Source organism: Streptomyces sp. NBC_00464, from assembly GCF_036013915.1.
Lineage (GTDB): Bacteria > Actinomycetota > Actinomycetes > Streptomycetales > Streptomycetaceae > Streptomyces.
This window is the reverse complement of record NZ_CP107899.1, coordinates 3141593-3155200: the sequence shown is the minus strand read 5'-3', so window position 1 is coordinate 3155200 and position 13608 is coordinate 3141593. Positions and strand designations below refer to the sequence as shown.

Genomic DNA, 13608 nt, shown 5'->3' with positions numbered 1-13608 from the left:
GTCTCCGTCAGGTGACCTCCTCGGCCGCGACCCCCTCCGCCCCGTAGAACTTCTCCGTCTCGTCGACGGCCGCCTGAAAGCGTTCGTCGAAGTCGTCGCGAATGAGCGTCCGGACCACATAGTCCTGGACGCTCATTCCGCGTTTGGCGGCGTGCTGCTTGAGCCGGTCGAGCAGCTCACCGTCTATCCGCAGGCTGAGCACTGTCGATCCCATGGCATGCAGGGTTACGTCCCCGGGGCCCGACGCGCGTGACTTTCCGGAGCGGACTCACTCGTTTGGGTGATCGATTGGTGATTCGGCTCTCGCGCGTGTACCACCGAGTGGTCTTTAGGGTAGGTAATGAGTTACGCTAACAAACATGCCTGACCTGATCCACGACAGCGACAGTGCCGCCGCCGTGAGCTCCCTTCGTTCCGCCGTCATGCTGCTCGGCCGGCGCCTCAAGCACCAGCGCGTCGACGAGTCGCTGAGCCCCACCGAGATGTCGGTGCTCGGCACACTCGCGCGTTGCGGCTCGGCCACCCCCGGTGAGCTGGCCCGCAAGGAGCATGTGCAGCCGCCGTCGATGACCCGCATCGTCGCGCTGCTGGAAGCCAAGGGACTGGTCAGACTGGAACCGCACCCCGATGACCGTCGTCAGAAGATGGTCAGCCAGACCGAGCAGGCCGAAGCCATGCTCGCCGAGAGCCGCTCCAAGCGGAACGCCTGGCTGACCACCCTCGCCGAAGGCCTGGACGAGGACGAGTGGGAGACGCTGCGCAACGCGGCGCCCGTGCTGGAGAAGCTCGCCCACCTGTAGCGGAGCGGGCCGCGCCGGACAGAACCGGCGCACCGCCCCCACCGCCGCATCCCCGTCAGTCAGCGCAATGTCCACGCCCGAGGAGGCGAACCCTTTTGAGTACGGGATCCGGAGCAGACTCCGCCCCCGCACCGACTTCCACCCACGAGAGCAAGCCCGGCGGGACCTTCTCGTCGCTGAAGATCCGCAACTACCGCCTGTTCGCAACCGGCGCCGTGATCTCCAACACCGGTACCTGGATGTCCCGCATCACGCAGGACTGGCTCGTCCTGAGCCTCACCGGGTCCGCCACCGCCGTCGGTATCACCACGGCACTCCAGTTCCTCCCGATGCTGCTCTTCGGTCTGTACGGCGGCGTCATCGCCGACCGGCTCCCGAAGCGCAAGCTCCTCCTCTTCAGCCAGGCGGCACTCGGCCTGTGCGGGATCGCGCTCGCCGTGCTCACGCTCTCCGGTGTGGTCCAGGTGTGGCACGTCTACCTGATCGCCTTCCTGCTCGGCATGGTCACGGTCGTGGACAACCCGGCCCGCCAGGCGTTCGTCTCCGAGATGGTCGGCCCCGCCCAGCTGCGGAACGCGGTCAGCCTGAACTCGGCGAACTTCCAGTCCGCCCGGCTCATCGGTCCCGCCGTCGCGGGTGTGCTGATCACCACGGTCGGCAGCGGCTGGGCCTTCATGTTCAACGGCCTGTCGTTCGTCGCCCCCCTCGTCGGCCTGCTGATGATGCGTACGAGCGAACTGCACAAGGCCGTCGTCATCCCACGCGCCAAGGGACAGCTCCGCGAGGGGCTGCGTTACGTCTCCGGACGCCCCGAGCTGATCTGGCCGATCGTCCTCGTCGGCTTCGTCGGCACGTTCGGCTTCAACTTCCCGATCTGGCTGACGGCCTTCGCGGACGAGATCTTCCACGGCGGCGCCGGGATGTACTCGTTCTTCAACATCCTCATGGCGGCCGGCTCCCTCGTCGGAGCACTCCTCGCCGCCCGCCGCCGCTCCTCGCGGCTGCGGATGCTGGTGGCCGCCGGTACGGCGTTCGGCCTGCTGGAGATCATCGCCTCCATGGCCCCGTCCGTCTGGCTCTTCGCGATCCTGCTGGTCCCGATCGGCATGATCGGACTGACGACCAACATCAGCGCGAACACCAGCGTCCAGATGGCGGCCGACCCGGCCATGCGCGGCCGGGTGATGAGCCTCTACATGATGGTCTTCGCCGGAGGTACGCCGGTGGGCGCCCCGATCGTCGGCTGGATCAGCGACGCGTACGGCGTCCGGACCGGCATGGCGGTCGGCGGCGCCTTCTCCCTGGTGGCCGCACTCGCAGTCGGCTTCATGCTGGCCCGCGTCGGCGGCCTGCGCCTCAAGGTCGACCTGCGACCGGGCCGCCCGCACGTGCGGTTCGTCCCGCGCGAGCAGCTGGCGACGGCGGCCTGAGAGCCGCAGACACGGATGCGATACGGCCCCGACCGGGTTTCTCCGGTACGGGGCCGTATCGCGTCGTGGGGCGTTGTGGGGCGGGGCGTCAGTCGCGGGGGAAGCCGCCGGTCTCCAGCGTCAGGCCGACGACGGTCGCGGTGAGGTCGATCGGTGTGCCGAAGTCGAAGCTCAGCAGGCCTCGGAACTCGTCGTCCTTCGGCAGCGTGTGGAGGTGCCACTTGCCGGTGTACGGGTCGACGATGACGTACACCGGGACGCCTGCGGTGGCGTACGTGGCCAGCTTCGAGCCGTAGTCGTTGGCCGCGGTCTGTTTGGAGATCACCTCGGCCACGAACTCGATGTCCTGGTAGCGGCAGTGGCCGTTGGCGTCCAGCTCGGCGCCCTCTGCCAGAGCGACGACGTCGGAGGCGAAGCCGTTGAGACGCCCGGGAAAGTCGATGCGTACGTCGGACATCAGCTGTTCCCGGGGATACCGGGCACGCAACTGCTCGACGAGGTCGAGAATGATCTGCCAGTGCGTGCGCCGCTGCGGCGACGTGTAGATGTTCCCCTCGACGATCTCTACCTTGAATCCCTCGGGGGTGGGCTCAAGCCACTCGAACATCATGTCCAGAGTGCGCTCGTCGCTGGTGTCGGGCATCTCGATCCTGTCGGTGTCCACGACGGTCATCGTGCCCGCTCCTCCCCGCTGCCGCACGGGCGCGGGCAGCCGCGTAGTACAACGATACGCACGGAGACCAGGACGCGCCGGGGGCTGCCAGACTCGCCGCATGAGACTCTTCGCCGCCGTCCTGCCACCGGCCCCCGCGGTCGAGGAGCTGCGCCGTGCCGTGGTCCCGCTGCGCTCCCTGCCCGGCGCCGACACCCTGCGCTGGACCGGGACCCCGGGCTGGCACTACACGCTGGCCTTCCTCGGGGAGGTCGACGAGGACCTGCTGCCGGACCTGTACAGCCGGATGGAGCGGGCCGCGCACCGGACCGAGGATTTCGGGATGCGCGTCCATGGCAGCGGCCGTTTCGACGGGCGGGCGCTGTGGGCGGGGGCCGCGGGCGCGCTCGACACCCTGCGGCTGCTCTCCGAGCGCACCCATGCCGCCGCCCGGCGGGCCGGGATCGCGATGGAGGAGCACCGCCGCTACACCCCGCACCTGACCCTCGCCCGCAGCCGTGTCCCGGCGGACCTGACCCCGTTCACCACGGCGCTGGAGGGCTTCGAGGGGCTGCACTGGGAGGCCGGTGAGCTCAGCCTCGTACGCAGCAATCTGCCGGTGGACGGGGTGCCCGGGGAGCAGCCCAGGTACGAAGTGGTGCGGGCCTGGCCGCTGGGACGGTGACCGGGACGGTTACGCTCGTCGGGTGGACCCGAAGACAAGAAACCGCGTTATGGCGGCCGTGCTCGTGCTGATGTTCGTCGTCGTGGCAGCGGCGGCCGCCCTCGGGAGCTGAGCCCGCGCCGAGGACGGCCGCACCCGGACCGGCCTACCAGGCGAAGTTCTCCGGCGACGGGCCCGGACCGGGGAAGATCTCGTCCAGCGCGCCCAGCACCTCGTCCGAGAGCTCCAGCTCCACCGCGCGCAGCGCGGAGTCGAGCTGTTCCCGCGTCCGCGGACCCGAGATCGGGCCGGTGACGCCGGGCCGGGTCAGCAGCCAGGCCAGGCCCACCTCGCCGGGCTCAAGGCCGTGCTTGTCCAGCAGGTCCTCGTACGCCTGGACCCGCTCCCGCACCTTCGGGTCGGCCAGCGCCTCCGCGGAGCGGCCCGTGACGGACCGGGCGCCGCTGCCCTCGCGCTCCTTGCGGATCGCGCCGCCGAGCAGCCCGCCGTGCAGCGGGGACCAGGGGATGACGCCGAGGCCGTACTCCTGGGCGGCCGGGATGACCTCCATCTCGGCCCCGCGCTCCATCAGGTTGTAGATGCACTGCTCGCTGACCAGCCCGTAGCTGCCCCGCTGCCGGGCCCGCTCGTTGGCCTGGGCGATCTTGTAGCCGGAGAAGTTGGACGAGCCCGCGTAGAGGATCTTGCCCTGCTGGATCAGTACGTCGATGGCCTGCCAGATCTCGTCGATCGGGGTGGACCGGTCGACGTGGTGGAACTGGTACAGGTCGATGTGGTCCGTCTGCAGCCGCTTCAGGCTGGCGTCGACGGCCCGGCGGATGTTGAGGGCGGACAGCTTGTCGTGGTTGGGCCACGCCTCGCCGTCGGCGCCCATGTTGCCGTAGACCTTGGTGGCGAGCACGACCTTGTCGCGGCGGTCGCCGCCCTGCGCGAACCAGGTGCCGAGGATCTCCTCGGTGCGGCCCTTGTTCTCGCCCCACCCGTAGACGTTCGCGGTGTCGAAGAAATTGACGCCCGCGTCCAGGGCGGCGTCCATGAGTGTGTGGCTGTCGCTCTCGTTGGTCTGGGGGCCGAAGTTCATCGTCCCCAGGACGAGGCGGCTGACCTTGAGTCCGGTGCGTCCGAGCTGCGTGTACTTCATGAGGACAAGCCAACGCCTTGGAGTCCGCTCGAAGCAAGGGCGGATTTCCGTGGCAGGACGCCGGCTCACCCCGTCCGGCGGCGGGCGGGGGCCAGGATCTGCCCCAGCAGTGCGGCGGTGAGGAGCCAGACAGCGAAGGCGACCGGCAGCGCGCCGATCGACTGGAGCGGGGTGCGGTAGGCGAGTACCGCCCAGGCGGTGAAGCCGTTGATCCAGCCGCTCATGGACAGGATCAGCGCCGCGCGCGGCGAGAGGCGGAGCCGGGCGATGAGCTGGTCCGCGATCAGCACGCCCACCGTCAGCGCGGCGAGGCAGGCCGCGAACGCGATCACGATGAAGCGCCCCGAGACCTCGTCCGTGGCCGCGCTGTTGATGGCCGCAGCGCCCACCCCGAGGGGGAGGGAGAGCAGGAGCGCGGAGACGATCCGGTTGAAGAGCGACTTGTCCTGCGGGTCGAACATGTTGGTGAACCCCTGGGCTCCCGCCATGCCCAGCATGCAGCCGAGGCCGGCGCCGGCGAGCGCCCCTTCCGGACCGGCCGGTGTGCAGAGCGCCACCAGGAGAGCCGTGACCAGCGCCGTACCCATCCCGGCGAGCCAGGTGGCGGCCACGGTCCGGGTGGAGACCTCCCCGCTGCGCGCCCCCCGTCCGGCTATGCGCAGACGAGGGGGCCCGCTGCCGGGCTGCGGGCTGTTGGGCAGCGGGAAGGGGTACGCCGGCATCGGCTGGGGCTGGGGCTGGGGCTGGGGCGTCGGCCCGTGCGCCGGCTGCGGGAAGGGGATCGTGGGCGGGACCGTGGGCCGGGGGACCGGAGGGGCGGGCTCGACCGGGACCGGCGTCGCGGAGTGCGGGACCGAGCCCAGGGCGGTGGGGACGGGCCCGGCGGGGGACAGCCCGGCCGCCAGCGCGGCCCGCAACAGCGCGGCGGTCTCCGCCGCACCCCCGGGACGGTCGCCCGGCTCCTTGGCCAGCAACCGCAGGACGATCGCGTCGAGTTCGCCGAAGCCCGCAAGCTCCGTACGCCGGGCGCTCGGCGGTTCGGGGATGTCGCCCAGGTGCTGCGCCAGGACGGCCGTGCCGGCACCGGTGAACGGCGGCTCGCCCGTGAGCAGCGTGTGGAGCAGACAGCCGAGGGAGTACAGATCGCTGCGGCTGTCCAGGACGTCGGGCGCCTTGATCTGCTCCGGCGACATGTACAGCGGGGTGCCGATCACGAAGCCGGCGGCGGTCAGATCGGTCCGGGTCATCGCGGCGGCCGTCGACAGCATCCGGGCGATCCCGAAGTCCAGGATCTTGATGGTGCCGGAGGCGGTGAGCAGGATGTTGGCCGGCTTGATGTCGCGGTGCACGATGCCCGCCCGGTGCGCCGTCTCCAGCCCCGCGCAGATCTCGACGGCCCAGCCCATCACCTCGTCGGGCGAGGGGAGTTCCGGTTTGCGGCTCGCCATCACCGACCCGAGATCCCGCCCCTGGAGGTGCTCCATGACGAGGTAGAGCACGCGTTCCCCCGCCACCTGCGCCTCGCCGAAGTCGTGCAGGGTGACGATGTGCGGGCTCGATAACCCGCCGACGACCCGGGCCTCACGGGCGAAGCGGCTCGCCGAGGTGTCCTCGTCGATACGGGAGAGGACCTTGACCGCGACCTTCCGCCCGATGCGTTCGTCCTCGGCCAGCCAGACCCGGCCCATTCCGCCGGAACCCACCGGTTCCGTCAGCCGGTACCGTCCGTCGAGAATCTCACCACGCATCGGTCGCCCCCCGCTCAACGTGCGTTGTCTGCCCCGTACATGATGACCCGACAGACGGTACGCGGCCCAGCGGAACTCCGTACCGAACGGTGGGGGGCCGCAGGGTGGTCCCCCACCGGCGCGCGTCAGCCGACCAGTGCCTGCCAGGTCACCGGGCCCACCTGGCCGTCGGCCACCAGGCCCTTGGCCTTCTGGAAGCGCTTGACGGCATCGGACGAGACCGAGCCGTACTGCCCGTCGGCGACCAGGCCGTAGCCGCGCCGCGTCATCAGGTACGGAATGACGACGACCGTCCTTCCGCTCGCGCCGGGATCGATCCTGGGCCGGCCGCCGCCCAGGTCCACACCCCGGGCAGCCATGAAGGCGACCGGGTTGGTGGTGACGCCGAGCCCTTCCGAGTCCCGGATGCGGTGCGGGTGTATACGGCCTCCCCTCCCGGCCCCCGCGGCCGCTACGCCCCGGCGAACCGGTCCAGCGCCGCCCGCACCGCCCGGCTCGTCGCCGCCCCGCCCAGATGCCCCGCGTCCTCGATCACCGTCAGTTCCGCGTCCGGCCACGCCTTGGCCAGCTCCCACGCGGTGGTCAGCGGACCGCCCATGTCCAGGCGCCCGTGCACCAGCACGCCCGGAATGCCCGCCAACCGCCCCGCGTCCCGGATGAGTTGCCCCTCCTCCAGCCAGCCGCCGCGGGAGAAGTAGTGCGCGCAGATCCGGACCAGGGCCAGCTGCGCCCTGCCGGGGCGGCCGCTGTACGGGGGCGGTCCGGTGTACGCCTCCGTGGAGAGCACCGCGTCCTCCCAGGCACACCAGTCGGCCGTGGCCCGTGCCCGTACCTCCGGGTCGGGGCTCTCCGTCCGCCGGGCGTAGGCGGCGAGCACGTCCGGGGTCGCGTCGCTCGCCGCCTCCGGCACCCCGGCCCGGAACACGTCCCAGGCTTCGGGGAAGAAGTGCCCGGCGCCCCGGTACAGCCAGTCGATCTCGGAGCGGCGGGTCGTGGTGACGGCCGGGATCACGATCTCGCTGACCCGCTCCGGGTGCCGTTCGGCGTACGCGAGGATCAGTGTGGAGCCCCAGGACCACCCGTACAGCAGCCACTTGTCGATGCCGAGGTGGACGCGCAGCCGCTCCATGTCGGCGATCAGGTGGTCCGTCGTGTTGTGCCGCAGGTCGGTGGCCGGGTCGCTCGCGTGCGGGGTGGAACGGCCGCAGTTGCGCTGGTCGAAGAGGATCACGCGGTAGTGGTCCGGGTCGAAGTCCTGCCGGGGGCGCGGTGTGCACCCGGAGCCGGGGCCGCCGTGCACGACCAGGGCGGGCTTCCCGGCCGGGTTGCCGCACGCCTCCCAGTACACGAGGTTGCCGTCGCCGATGTCGAGCATGCCGTGGTCGTACGGTTCGATCGGCGGGTACTTGTCGTCGGGGCGACGTTGCATGACCGTTCTCCCTGCTCTCAGCTCTCTGCCTCCGGCCCTTGCGCTCGGCGTTGCGCGGAGACTACAGCGATCGTGCTGTCCGGCTGTCCGGCTGTCCGGCTGTCCGGCCGTCCGGCCGGCTGTCGGGTCTCCGGGGGGCCGGAGCGGGGGCCGGAAGGCGTACCGCTCTGCGGCGTAGCCTGGGAATCGTGAACTCCACTCCCGAGGTACTCGCCGTACTCGGCGACCTGCTCGCCTCCGCAGCTCCCGAAGCCCGCGGAGCTCTCTGGCAACTGGACAGGCAGGGAAGGGAGTTGGACGCCAATCTGGTCCGTCTGCCGCCGGGTGCCGACGTGGGGGAGCATCAGGAGGACGTCCTGGACGTGCTTCTCGTGGTCCTCGAAGGCGGCGGCCGCCTCACCCCGGGCGACGGCGGCGAGGCCCTCACTCTGAGTCCCACCACGGCCATGTGGCTCCCGCGCACCTCGCGCCGCTCGCTGGCCGCGGGCCCGGACGGCCTCGCCTACCTCACGGTGCACCGCCGCCGTCCGGGCCTCTCGATCAGGAGCGCGCCGGCCGCTGCGGTGTCGTACGAGGGAGGCGAGGCGCCCTGCGCCCTGGACCGGGTCTGTCCCGAGTGCGGCCGCATGTCGCAGGAGTCCGCGCCGAAGTACTGCGGCGAGTGCGGGGAGCGTTTCCCGGGGCGCTGACCCCGGGCCTGTCCGCTTCGTGACGGCTGACCGGTGTTGCCGGTGCGGATGTCAGTGCTGAGGCCGACGGCGACGCCCCAGGAGGAAGAGGCCGGCGGCGACGAGGAGGAGGCTTCCGCTCGCCGCGATGAGCGTGGTGGAGGCGCCGGTGTCGGCGAGCCCGCCGCCGTTGTGGTGGTTGCCGTGGTCGCCGTGGTCGCCGTGGTGGCCCGGCGGCGGTGTGGGGCGGGAGTGCGTGCGGGTCGGGGTCGGGGTCGGCTCGGTGGGGGTGGGGGACAGATCGGTCGGCGTCGGCGTCGGTTCCGTGGGGGTGGGGCTCGGCGTCATGCCGGTGGGCGACGGCGTGGGGGAGGGGGACTCGTCCCCGGTGCAGTCGATCTCGGCGGCGAAGGGGAACTGGTGGATCTCACCGGCGGTGACGGACGAACCGTCGTCCCCGAGAGGGCCCGCGGTGAACTCCCTCGCCACGACCGTGCCCTCGATGTTGGAGGGATCGAGGTCGGTGAGGTCGGCCCTGGGCGCGAAGATCGTGCCCTCCAGGGAGTCGCCGTCCGCCAGCGTGATGTCGGTGGCGTCGGGGAAGTTCCACAGCATGTACGGGGCCTGGTCGCCCGAGACCCCGGCGAGGTTGGGGACGTGCCAGACGTACGCACTGTCCGTCCCCGTCGTGTCGACGTTGACCACGAACGGTGTCGTCGCCGACGGAGGCGTGTCGAACGTGATCTCGGCGAGGTTGTCGAGATCCTCGCCGGTCAGGTCGAGGACGTTCGTCTCGCCTTCGGTGAGGCTGACGTGAGCGGTCGTTCCGGCCGGGAAACCGGTCTGCTCGGGCAGCGGGTTGCCGGCGTCGTCGCGCAGGACGACGTTGGTGTCGCAGGTGGCGATCGCGTCCGAGCGGTCCCGGTAGGTCGTGAAGAGCGCGTCGAGGTCGGGCAGGCCGGTGGTGTCGGTGACGGAGTCGAGGGGCTGGTGGACCGTCGTCTCGATCCGGGGCGTCGAGTTGTAGCCCGTGCCGGATGCCACCGCCTGCGTGGCGACGTCGGCGTTGTTGCTGTCCTGGTTCAGGACGTCCGTGCCGGTCGGGTCGCCGATCTTCAGGTAGCCGTTGCTGAGTACCTTCAGCACGCCCAGCGGCGAGCTGCCGGCATGATCCGCCCTGCCGCCCACGAGCAGGGCGGTCGGCCGGTCGTCACCGGGTGCGGTGAAGGTGCCGGGGGTCTGCAGCGCGACGTTGTACCCGGGTCCGTAGGTGAGGTTTCCGCCGATGGCCACCGAGCCCTCGGTCTCGGTGCTGCCCAGCGTGGCGTCGTTCTGGACGATCACGCCGAAGCCGTTGTCCCCCGCCAGTGGATTGCCCGAGTAGTCGGCCGCGGCGGGGACGGCGGGGGTCAGACACAGGACGCAGACGGTTGCGGCGGCAAGACTGGTGCGTTTCATGCCGGGGACCGTAGGGGTGCTGGTCGGCCCGTACGAGGCGACGAGGCCGCGGGGTCACTCGCACGGCTGCCGCACTCCTTCCATTGGCGGCTGCGCCCTCCCCAGGTTCCGGTTCAGGACGGGGCGATGTCCGACCAGAGCCGGGACCTGTCCTGCGCATCGCAGGCCACGGTCGTCAGGGAGCGGCGTTGTGCCCCGTAATCTGCCCCGCCTGCTTCGACTCCTCCGGTACGACACCGAGACAGACCCGGCCCATGCCTCCGGCGCCGAGTACTCCGCGTAGCCGGAACGAGCCGATCCGGCGCGGATCCCGCGACTCCAGCGGCTTGGCGCCACTGCCGCTCGAACTGGAATTGTGTTCTGGTCCCCCGTGCATGGCCATAGGGGAGCGGAGCCCCCGAGGTCCGGCCGTACGCCCGAACCCGGTGCGGATGCAGCACGTTGACGCCCTTTTCGGGGCCCTCTCGTGCGGGCGTCGAGAGGGGCGCGCGGACGCGTCCGGAACTGCATGCCCCCGCCATCCGTCCTGGACAGCAAGGTCAAGCAGACGGGAATCACGGAACATCATGGCGGAGCGGACGGACGACGGAGTGACCACGACGGCGAAGGCCGGCGTCTCCCGGTGGGCGTGGGAGCGCCCGGGGCGCTGGACGCGGGGCCGGGTGATCGCGGGGCTCGCCCTGGTCACGGCGCTCCTGCTCGCATTTCCCCGGGCGATGCCCAACAGGCCCGGCCACCTCGGCAGTCTGCTGGAGGCGTTCCTGCCGTGGCTCGGCCTCGCGGTCGTCCCCCTGCTCGCCGCCGCCCTGCTGCGCCGCTCGGCCACCGCACTGCTCGCCCTGCTCCTGCCGCTCGCCGCGTGGGCGTACGCGTTCGGCGGGCTGTTCCTCGCCGCGCCGGAGCCCGGTGAGCGCGACCTGGTCGTGGTGCAGCACAACGTGAGCGACGTGAACACGGACCCGGCGGGCACGGCCCGCACCCTGGCCGATGCCGAGCCGGACCTGATCGCGCTGGAGGAACTGGTCCCGGCCGCCCTTCCGGCGTACGAGAAGGCCCTCGCCCCGGACTTCCGGTTCCACGAGGTCCGGGGCACGGTCGGGATCTGGTCGAAGCACCCGCTCTCCGACACGCGTGCGGTGGACATCAAGCCCAAGGGGATCGCGGAGGGCTGGAGCCGCGGACTGCGCACCGTGGTTCACACTCCGTACGGTGAAGTCGCCGCCTATGTCGCCCACTTGCCCTCGATCCGCGTCGGCGCGAGCGGATTCGCCTCCGCCTGGCGGGACGAGAGCGCCCACCTGCTGGGCCGGGCAGTCGCCGCCGAGACGGTCGGCAAGGTGATCGTGCTGGGCGACCTCAACAGCACGGTCGACGACCGCGGACTCTCCCCCCTGACCTCACAGCTGAACGCATCGGAGCGCGGCTTCGCGTTCAGCTACCCCGCGTCCTTCCCCCTGGCCCGGATCGACCAGGTCCTGGCCCGCGCGGCGACGGTCGGCCGCATCCTCACCCTGCCCGCCACGGGCAGCGACCACCTGCCGGTCACCGCCCGCGTCTCGCTGCGCTGAACGCCCCGGCCCGCATGTTGTCGGCCTGCCGGCCTGTGTGATGATGCACGCGATATTTGGCCGGTCCTGGGGAGGGCCGGGCGTGCAACCGGGGTGGGAGAGCAGCATGGGCAAGGGCGGGACGTCCATACCGGACGAGGAGTGGGAGCGCTTCCTGCGGGACGCGGAGGCGGAGACCTCCGGTGCGCCCGAGGAGCCGTCGGCGCGGGCCCGGACGGTGGCACGCCGTCTGGCGGAGAAGCCCGGCCCGCCGGTGGGATGGCGTACGCATCAGCCGCCTCCGCGGTCGAAGGGCAAGGCCTGGTACGTCGTCGGATTCGTCGTGGTCGTCGCGCTGCTCGTCGTCTCGCTGGATCCCGGACGGGTGACCGGCTGGTTCGGATGGGCCGGCGGCGACCCCGCGTCCGTCGCCGCCGAGGAACTCCCCACCCTCGACGAGCCGTTCAGAGGCTCGCCCGCAGTCGGGTGGGGAGACGGAGGGTCCGCGCTCGCCCTGCCCGAGGCGCGCGCCACGGGCTGGATGAGCAAGGCACAGGTCGCCCGGGCGCTCGAACAGTCCCGGGACTTTCTCGTCGCGTCCAGCCTCGATCACGGCGTGCTGCGCGGGGAACGGCCCGACCGGGCGCTCGCGCTGATCAATCCGCATCAGAAGGACGTGCAGGCGTATATGACCGCCGCGCTCCGCGAGCCGAGCGCCGAGCACGATCCGCTGCTCCTCTTCAGTCGCTTCGCGCCGTCGAAGCTGCGGGTCGTCGGGGACGTGGTGAAGACCCGCGGCCGGATCACGTACCGCGAGGGCAAGCGGGGTGCGGTCGAGGTGACGACCGATGTCACGTACGTGTACCCGGTGGTACGCGCTGCCGAGGGCAGTGACGAGGTCACGCGCACGATCGTGCGCCGCGAGATCGTGATGGGTTGGGACAACCCGGCGAAGATCGTGACGGAGCCGGGGACGTTCACCATGATCTCCTACCGGTCGGACACCGCCAACGGCGGCTGCACGAACCACACCGGCTACTTCATCCCCGTGTTCGCGGCCGAACGTGCCGTCGACGACGGCTTGAACGACGGCGCCGTCGTCGACCCGTACGACCGGAACCCGTCGATGGACACGCTGGTGCCGGACGAGGGCCAGGGGAAATGCGGAACCGCCACCCGGCTGTGATCGGGGCGCGGATCGTGAGCGGGGAGCGGGGCGTGAACGGCGCGGTGCGATCAGCCCCGGCCCGCGACCTGAAGGCTCGCGCCCTGAGGGTTCACGCCCTGAAGGTTCACGCTCTCAGAGCTCATCGAGCTCATCCCTGAAGGTTCATGCCCAGGACGAACGCGCCCGGTTCCTCCACGAGTTCCTCGAAGCCGAGGTGCCGGTAGAAGCCGACCGCAGCGGCGTTCGCCTTGCCCACGCCGAGGTGGACGCCGGGGACGCCACGGGTGCGCAGGGCTCCGAGCAGGGTGTGTATCAGACGGGACCCGTTGCCGCCGCCCTGCGCCTCGGGCAGGAGGTCGATGTGCAGATGGGCGGGGTACGCGGCCACCACATCGGCCGACGCGGTAGGGGGACGGTCGATCCACTTCCGGGCGAAGGCGTCGGCCGACCCTTCGCGGCTCGGTGCGCCGCTGTGCCGGGCGCGGAGTGCGGGCCACCACTCCCGTTCGAGGGTCTCCTCGAACGCGACGGTGTCGGCGACGCCGAGGACGTATCCGGAGGCGGGCTCGCCCGCGCGGGCGAGAACCCAGGCGAGATCGGGGGCGTAACGGAGATAGGGGCCGGTGAAGATGTCGCCGGGGAGGCGTGGGTCCTCGAAGGAGCCCGTCGCGTCCTTGCCCGATGCCGCGGTGCGCAGGCAGATGTCGTAGAGCCGGTCGGTCTCCGCCGCGTCATCGGTGCGGGCGGCGCGAATCTCGAACTCTGCGGCTGATTGCGGACGGTCGTTCACGGGCGCCTCTCGGGGAGCGGACGGGGAGACGAGGGCCGGGGGCGCCTTCGACCTGGAAACGATACGGCGCCCGCCCTCACCGCCGCACGGCC

Annotated in this window: 15 protein-coding genes; 6 read left to right on the top strand and 9 right to left on the bottom strand. The window is 71.2% G+C overall.

Features of this window, described 5'->3' with window-relative positions; all coding sequences use genetic code 11:
- Positions 1 to 7: 7 nt before the first annotated feature.
- Positions 8 to 214, bottom strand: a complete 207-nt coding sequence (locus tag OG912_RS13960) for a ribbon-helix-helix protein, CopG family (protein WP_326737854.1) — start codon at positions 212 to 214, stop codon at positions 8 to 10.
- Positions 215 to 359: 145 nt separating this feature from the next.
- On the opposite strand from OG912_RS13960, the gene OG912_RS13955 reads away from it, so the two are divergent.
- Both OG912_RS13955 and OG912_RS13950 read left to right on the top strand, forming a co-directional pair.
- Positions 360 to 800, top strand: coding sequence for a MarR family winged helix-turn-helix transcriptional regulator (locus tag OG912_RS13955; protein ID WP_219573152.1), 441 nt, complete (start codon positions 360 to 362; stop codon positions 798 to 800).
- Between the two features lie 95 nt (positions 801 to 895).
- Positions 896 to 2230 carry an MFS transporter gene (locus OG912_RS13950; RefSeq protein WP_327709609.1) on the top strand — a complete coding sequence of 445 codons (1335 nt, stop codon included), beginning with the start codon at positions 896 to 898 and terminating at the stop codon, positions 2228 to 2230.
- A gap of 88 nt (positions 2231 to 2318) precedes the next feature.
- On the opposite strand, the gene OG912_RS13945 is transcribed toward OG912_RS13950, so the two are convergent.
- Positions 2319 to 2903, bottom strand: a complete 585-nt coding sequence (locus OG912_RS13945) for a Uma2 family endonuclease (protein ID WP_327709608.1) — start codon at positions 2901 to 2903, stop codon at positions 2319 to 2321.
- Between the two features lie 100 nt (positions 2904 to 3003).
- Here OG912_RS13945 and thpR point away from each other — a divergent pair, with 100 nt between their 5' ends.
- Positions 3004 to 3567 carry an RNA 2',3'-cyclic phosphodiesterase gene (thpR, locus tag OG912_RS13940; protein ID WP_327709607.1) on the top strand — a complete coding sequence of 188 codons (564 nt, stop codon included), beginning with the start codon at positions 3004 to 3006 and terminating at the stop codon, positions 3565 to 3567.
- A gap of 145 nt (positions 3568 to 3712) precedes the next feature.
- Here thpR and OG912_RS13935 read toward each other — a convergent pair whose 3' ends face one another.
- The 4 genes from OG912_RS13935 to pip form a co-directional block, all read right to left on the bottom strand.
- Positions 3713 to 4708, bottom strand: coding sequence for an aldo/keto reductase (locus OG912_RS13935; RefSeq protein ID WP_327709606.1), 996 nt, complete (start codon positions 4706 to 4708; stop codon positions 3713 to 3715).
- Between the two features lie 65 nt (positions 4709 to 4773).
- A complete protein-coding gene (locus tag OG912_RS13930; protein WP_327709604.1) occupies positions 4774 to 6456 on the bottom strand; it encodes a serine/threonine-protein kinase in 1683 nt (560 codons plus the stop codon).
- Between the two features lie 125 nt (positions 6457 to 6581).
- On the bottom strand, positions 6582 to 6815 hold the full coding sequence (locus OG912_RS13925) for a peptidoglycan-binding domain-containing protein (protein ID WP_443060969.1): 234 nt from the start codon (positions 6813 to 6815) through the stop codon (positions 6582 to 6584).
- 92 nt (positions 6816 to 6907) lie between these two features.
- The gene (pip, locus tag OG912_RS13920) at positions 6908 to 7885 is read right to left on the bottom strand and encodes a prolyl aminopeptidase (RefSeq protein ID WP_327709603.1); all 978 of its coding nucleotides are present in this window, start codon (positions 7883 to 7885) and stop codon (positions 6908 to 6910) included.
- Positions 7886 to 8073: 188 nt separating this feature from the next.
- Between pip and OG912_RS13915 the strand changes: the two genes are divergently transcribed.
- Positions 8074 to 8574, top strand: a complete 501-nt coding sequence (locus tag OG912_RS13915) for a hypothetical protein (protein ID WP_327709602.1) — start codon at positions 8074 to 8076, stop codon at positions 8572 to 8574.
- A 51-nt stretch (positions 8575 to 8625) separates the two neighbouring features.
- On the opposite strand, the gene OG912_RS13910 is transcribed toward OG912_RS13915, so the two are convergent.
- Positions 8626 to 10011: a choice-of-anchor A family protein gene (locus OG912_RS13910; protein WP_327709601.1), complete on the bottom strand. Its 1386-nt coding sequence runs from the start codon at positions 10009 to 10011 to the stop codon at positions 8626 to 8628.
- A gap of 175 nt (positions 10012 to 10186) precedes the next feature.
- Positions 10187 to 10387, bottom strand: a complete 201-nt coding sequence (locus OG912_RS13905) for a hypothetical protein (protein WP_327713656.1) — start codon at positions 10385 to 10387, stop codon at positions 10187 to 10189.
- 190 nt (positions 10388 to 10577) lie between these two features.
- Here OG912_RS13905 and OG912_RS13900 point away from each other — a divergent pair, with 190 nt between their 5' ends.
- Together OG912_RS13900 and OG912_RS13895 are read left to right on the top strand one after the other, a co-directional pair.
- Positions 10578 to 11579, top strand: coding sequence for an endonuclease/exonuclease/phosphatase family protein (locus OG912_RS13900; RefSeq protein ID WP_327709600.1), 1002 nt, complete (start codon positions 10578 to 10580; stop codon positions 11577 to 11579).
- Positions 11580 to 11685: 106 nt separating this feature from the next.
- A complete protein-coding gene (locus OG912_RS13895) occupies positions 11686 to 12744 on the top strand; it encodes a hypothetical protein (RefSeq protein ID WP_327713427.1) in 1059 nt (352 codons plus the stop codon).
- Between the two features lie 130 nt (positions 12745 to 12874).
- On the opposite strand, the gene OG912_RS13890 is transcribed toward OG912_RS13895, so the two are convergent.
- Positions 12875 to 13516 carry a GNAT family N-acetyltransferase gene (locus tag OG912_RS13890; protein ID WP_327709599.1) on the bottom strand — a complete coding sequence of 214 codons (642 nt, stop codon included), beginning with the start codon at positions 13514 to 13516 and terminating at the stop codon, positions 12875 to 12877.
- Between the last annotated feature and the right edge of the window lie 92 nt (positions 13517 to 13608).

Bases quoted from the DNA above. Each gene is read 5' to 3' on its own strand.
- OG912_RS13960 (WP_326737854.1), bottom strand. From the start codon at position 214: ATGGGATCGACAGTGCTCAGCCTGCGGATAGACGGTGAGCTGCTCGAC.
- OG912_RS13935 (WP_327709606.1), bottom strand. From the start codon at position 4,708: ATGAAGTACACGCAGCTCGGACGCACCGGACTCAAGGTCAGCCGCCTC.
- OG912_RS13930 (WP_327709604.1), bottom strand. From the start codon at position 6,456: ATGCGTGGTGAGATTCTCGACGGACGGTACCGGCTGACGGAACCGGTG.
- OG912_RS13900 (WP_327709600.1), top strand. From the start codon at position 10,578: ATGGCGGAGCGGACGGACGACGGAGTGACCACGACGGCGAAGGCCGGC.
- OG912_RS13925 (WP_443060969.1), bottom strand. From the start codon at position 6,815: ATGGCTGCCCGGGGTGTGGACCTGGGCGGCGGCCGGCCCAGGATCGAT.
- OG912_RS13910 (WP_327709601.1), bottom strand. From the start codon at position 10,011: ATGAAACGCACCAGTCTTGCCGCCGCAACCGTCTGCGTCCTGTGTCTG.
- pip (WP_327709603.1), bottom strand. From the start codon at position 7,885: ATGCAACGTCGCCCCGACGACAAGTACCCGCCGATCGAACCGTACGAC.
- OG912_RS13905 (WP_327713656.1), bottom strand. From the start codon at position 10,387: ATGCACGGGGGACCAGAACACAATTCCAGTTCGAGCGGCAGTGGCGCC.
- thpR (WP_327709607.1), top strand. From the start codon at position 3,004: ATGAGACTCTTCGCCGCCGTCCTGCCACCGGCCCCCGCGGTCGAGGAG.
- OG912_RS13945 (WP_327709608.1), bottom strand. From the start codon at position 2,903: ATGACCGTCGTGGACACCGACAGGATCGAGATGCCCGACACCAGCGAC.
- OG912_RS13955 (WP_219573152.1), top strand. From the start codon at position 360: ATGCCTGACCTGATCCACGACAGCGACAGTGCCGCCGCCGTGAGCTCC.
- OG912_RS13895 (WP_327713427.1), top strand. From the start codon at position 11,686: ATGGGCAAGGGCGGGACGTCCATACCGGACGAGGAGTGGGAGCGCTTC.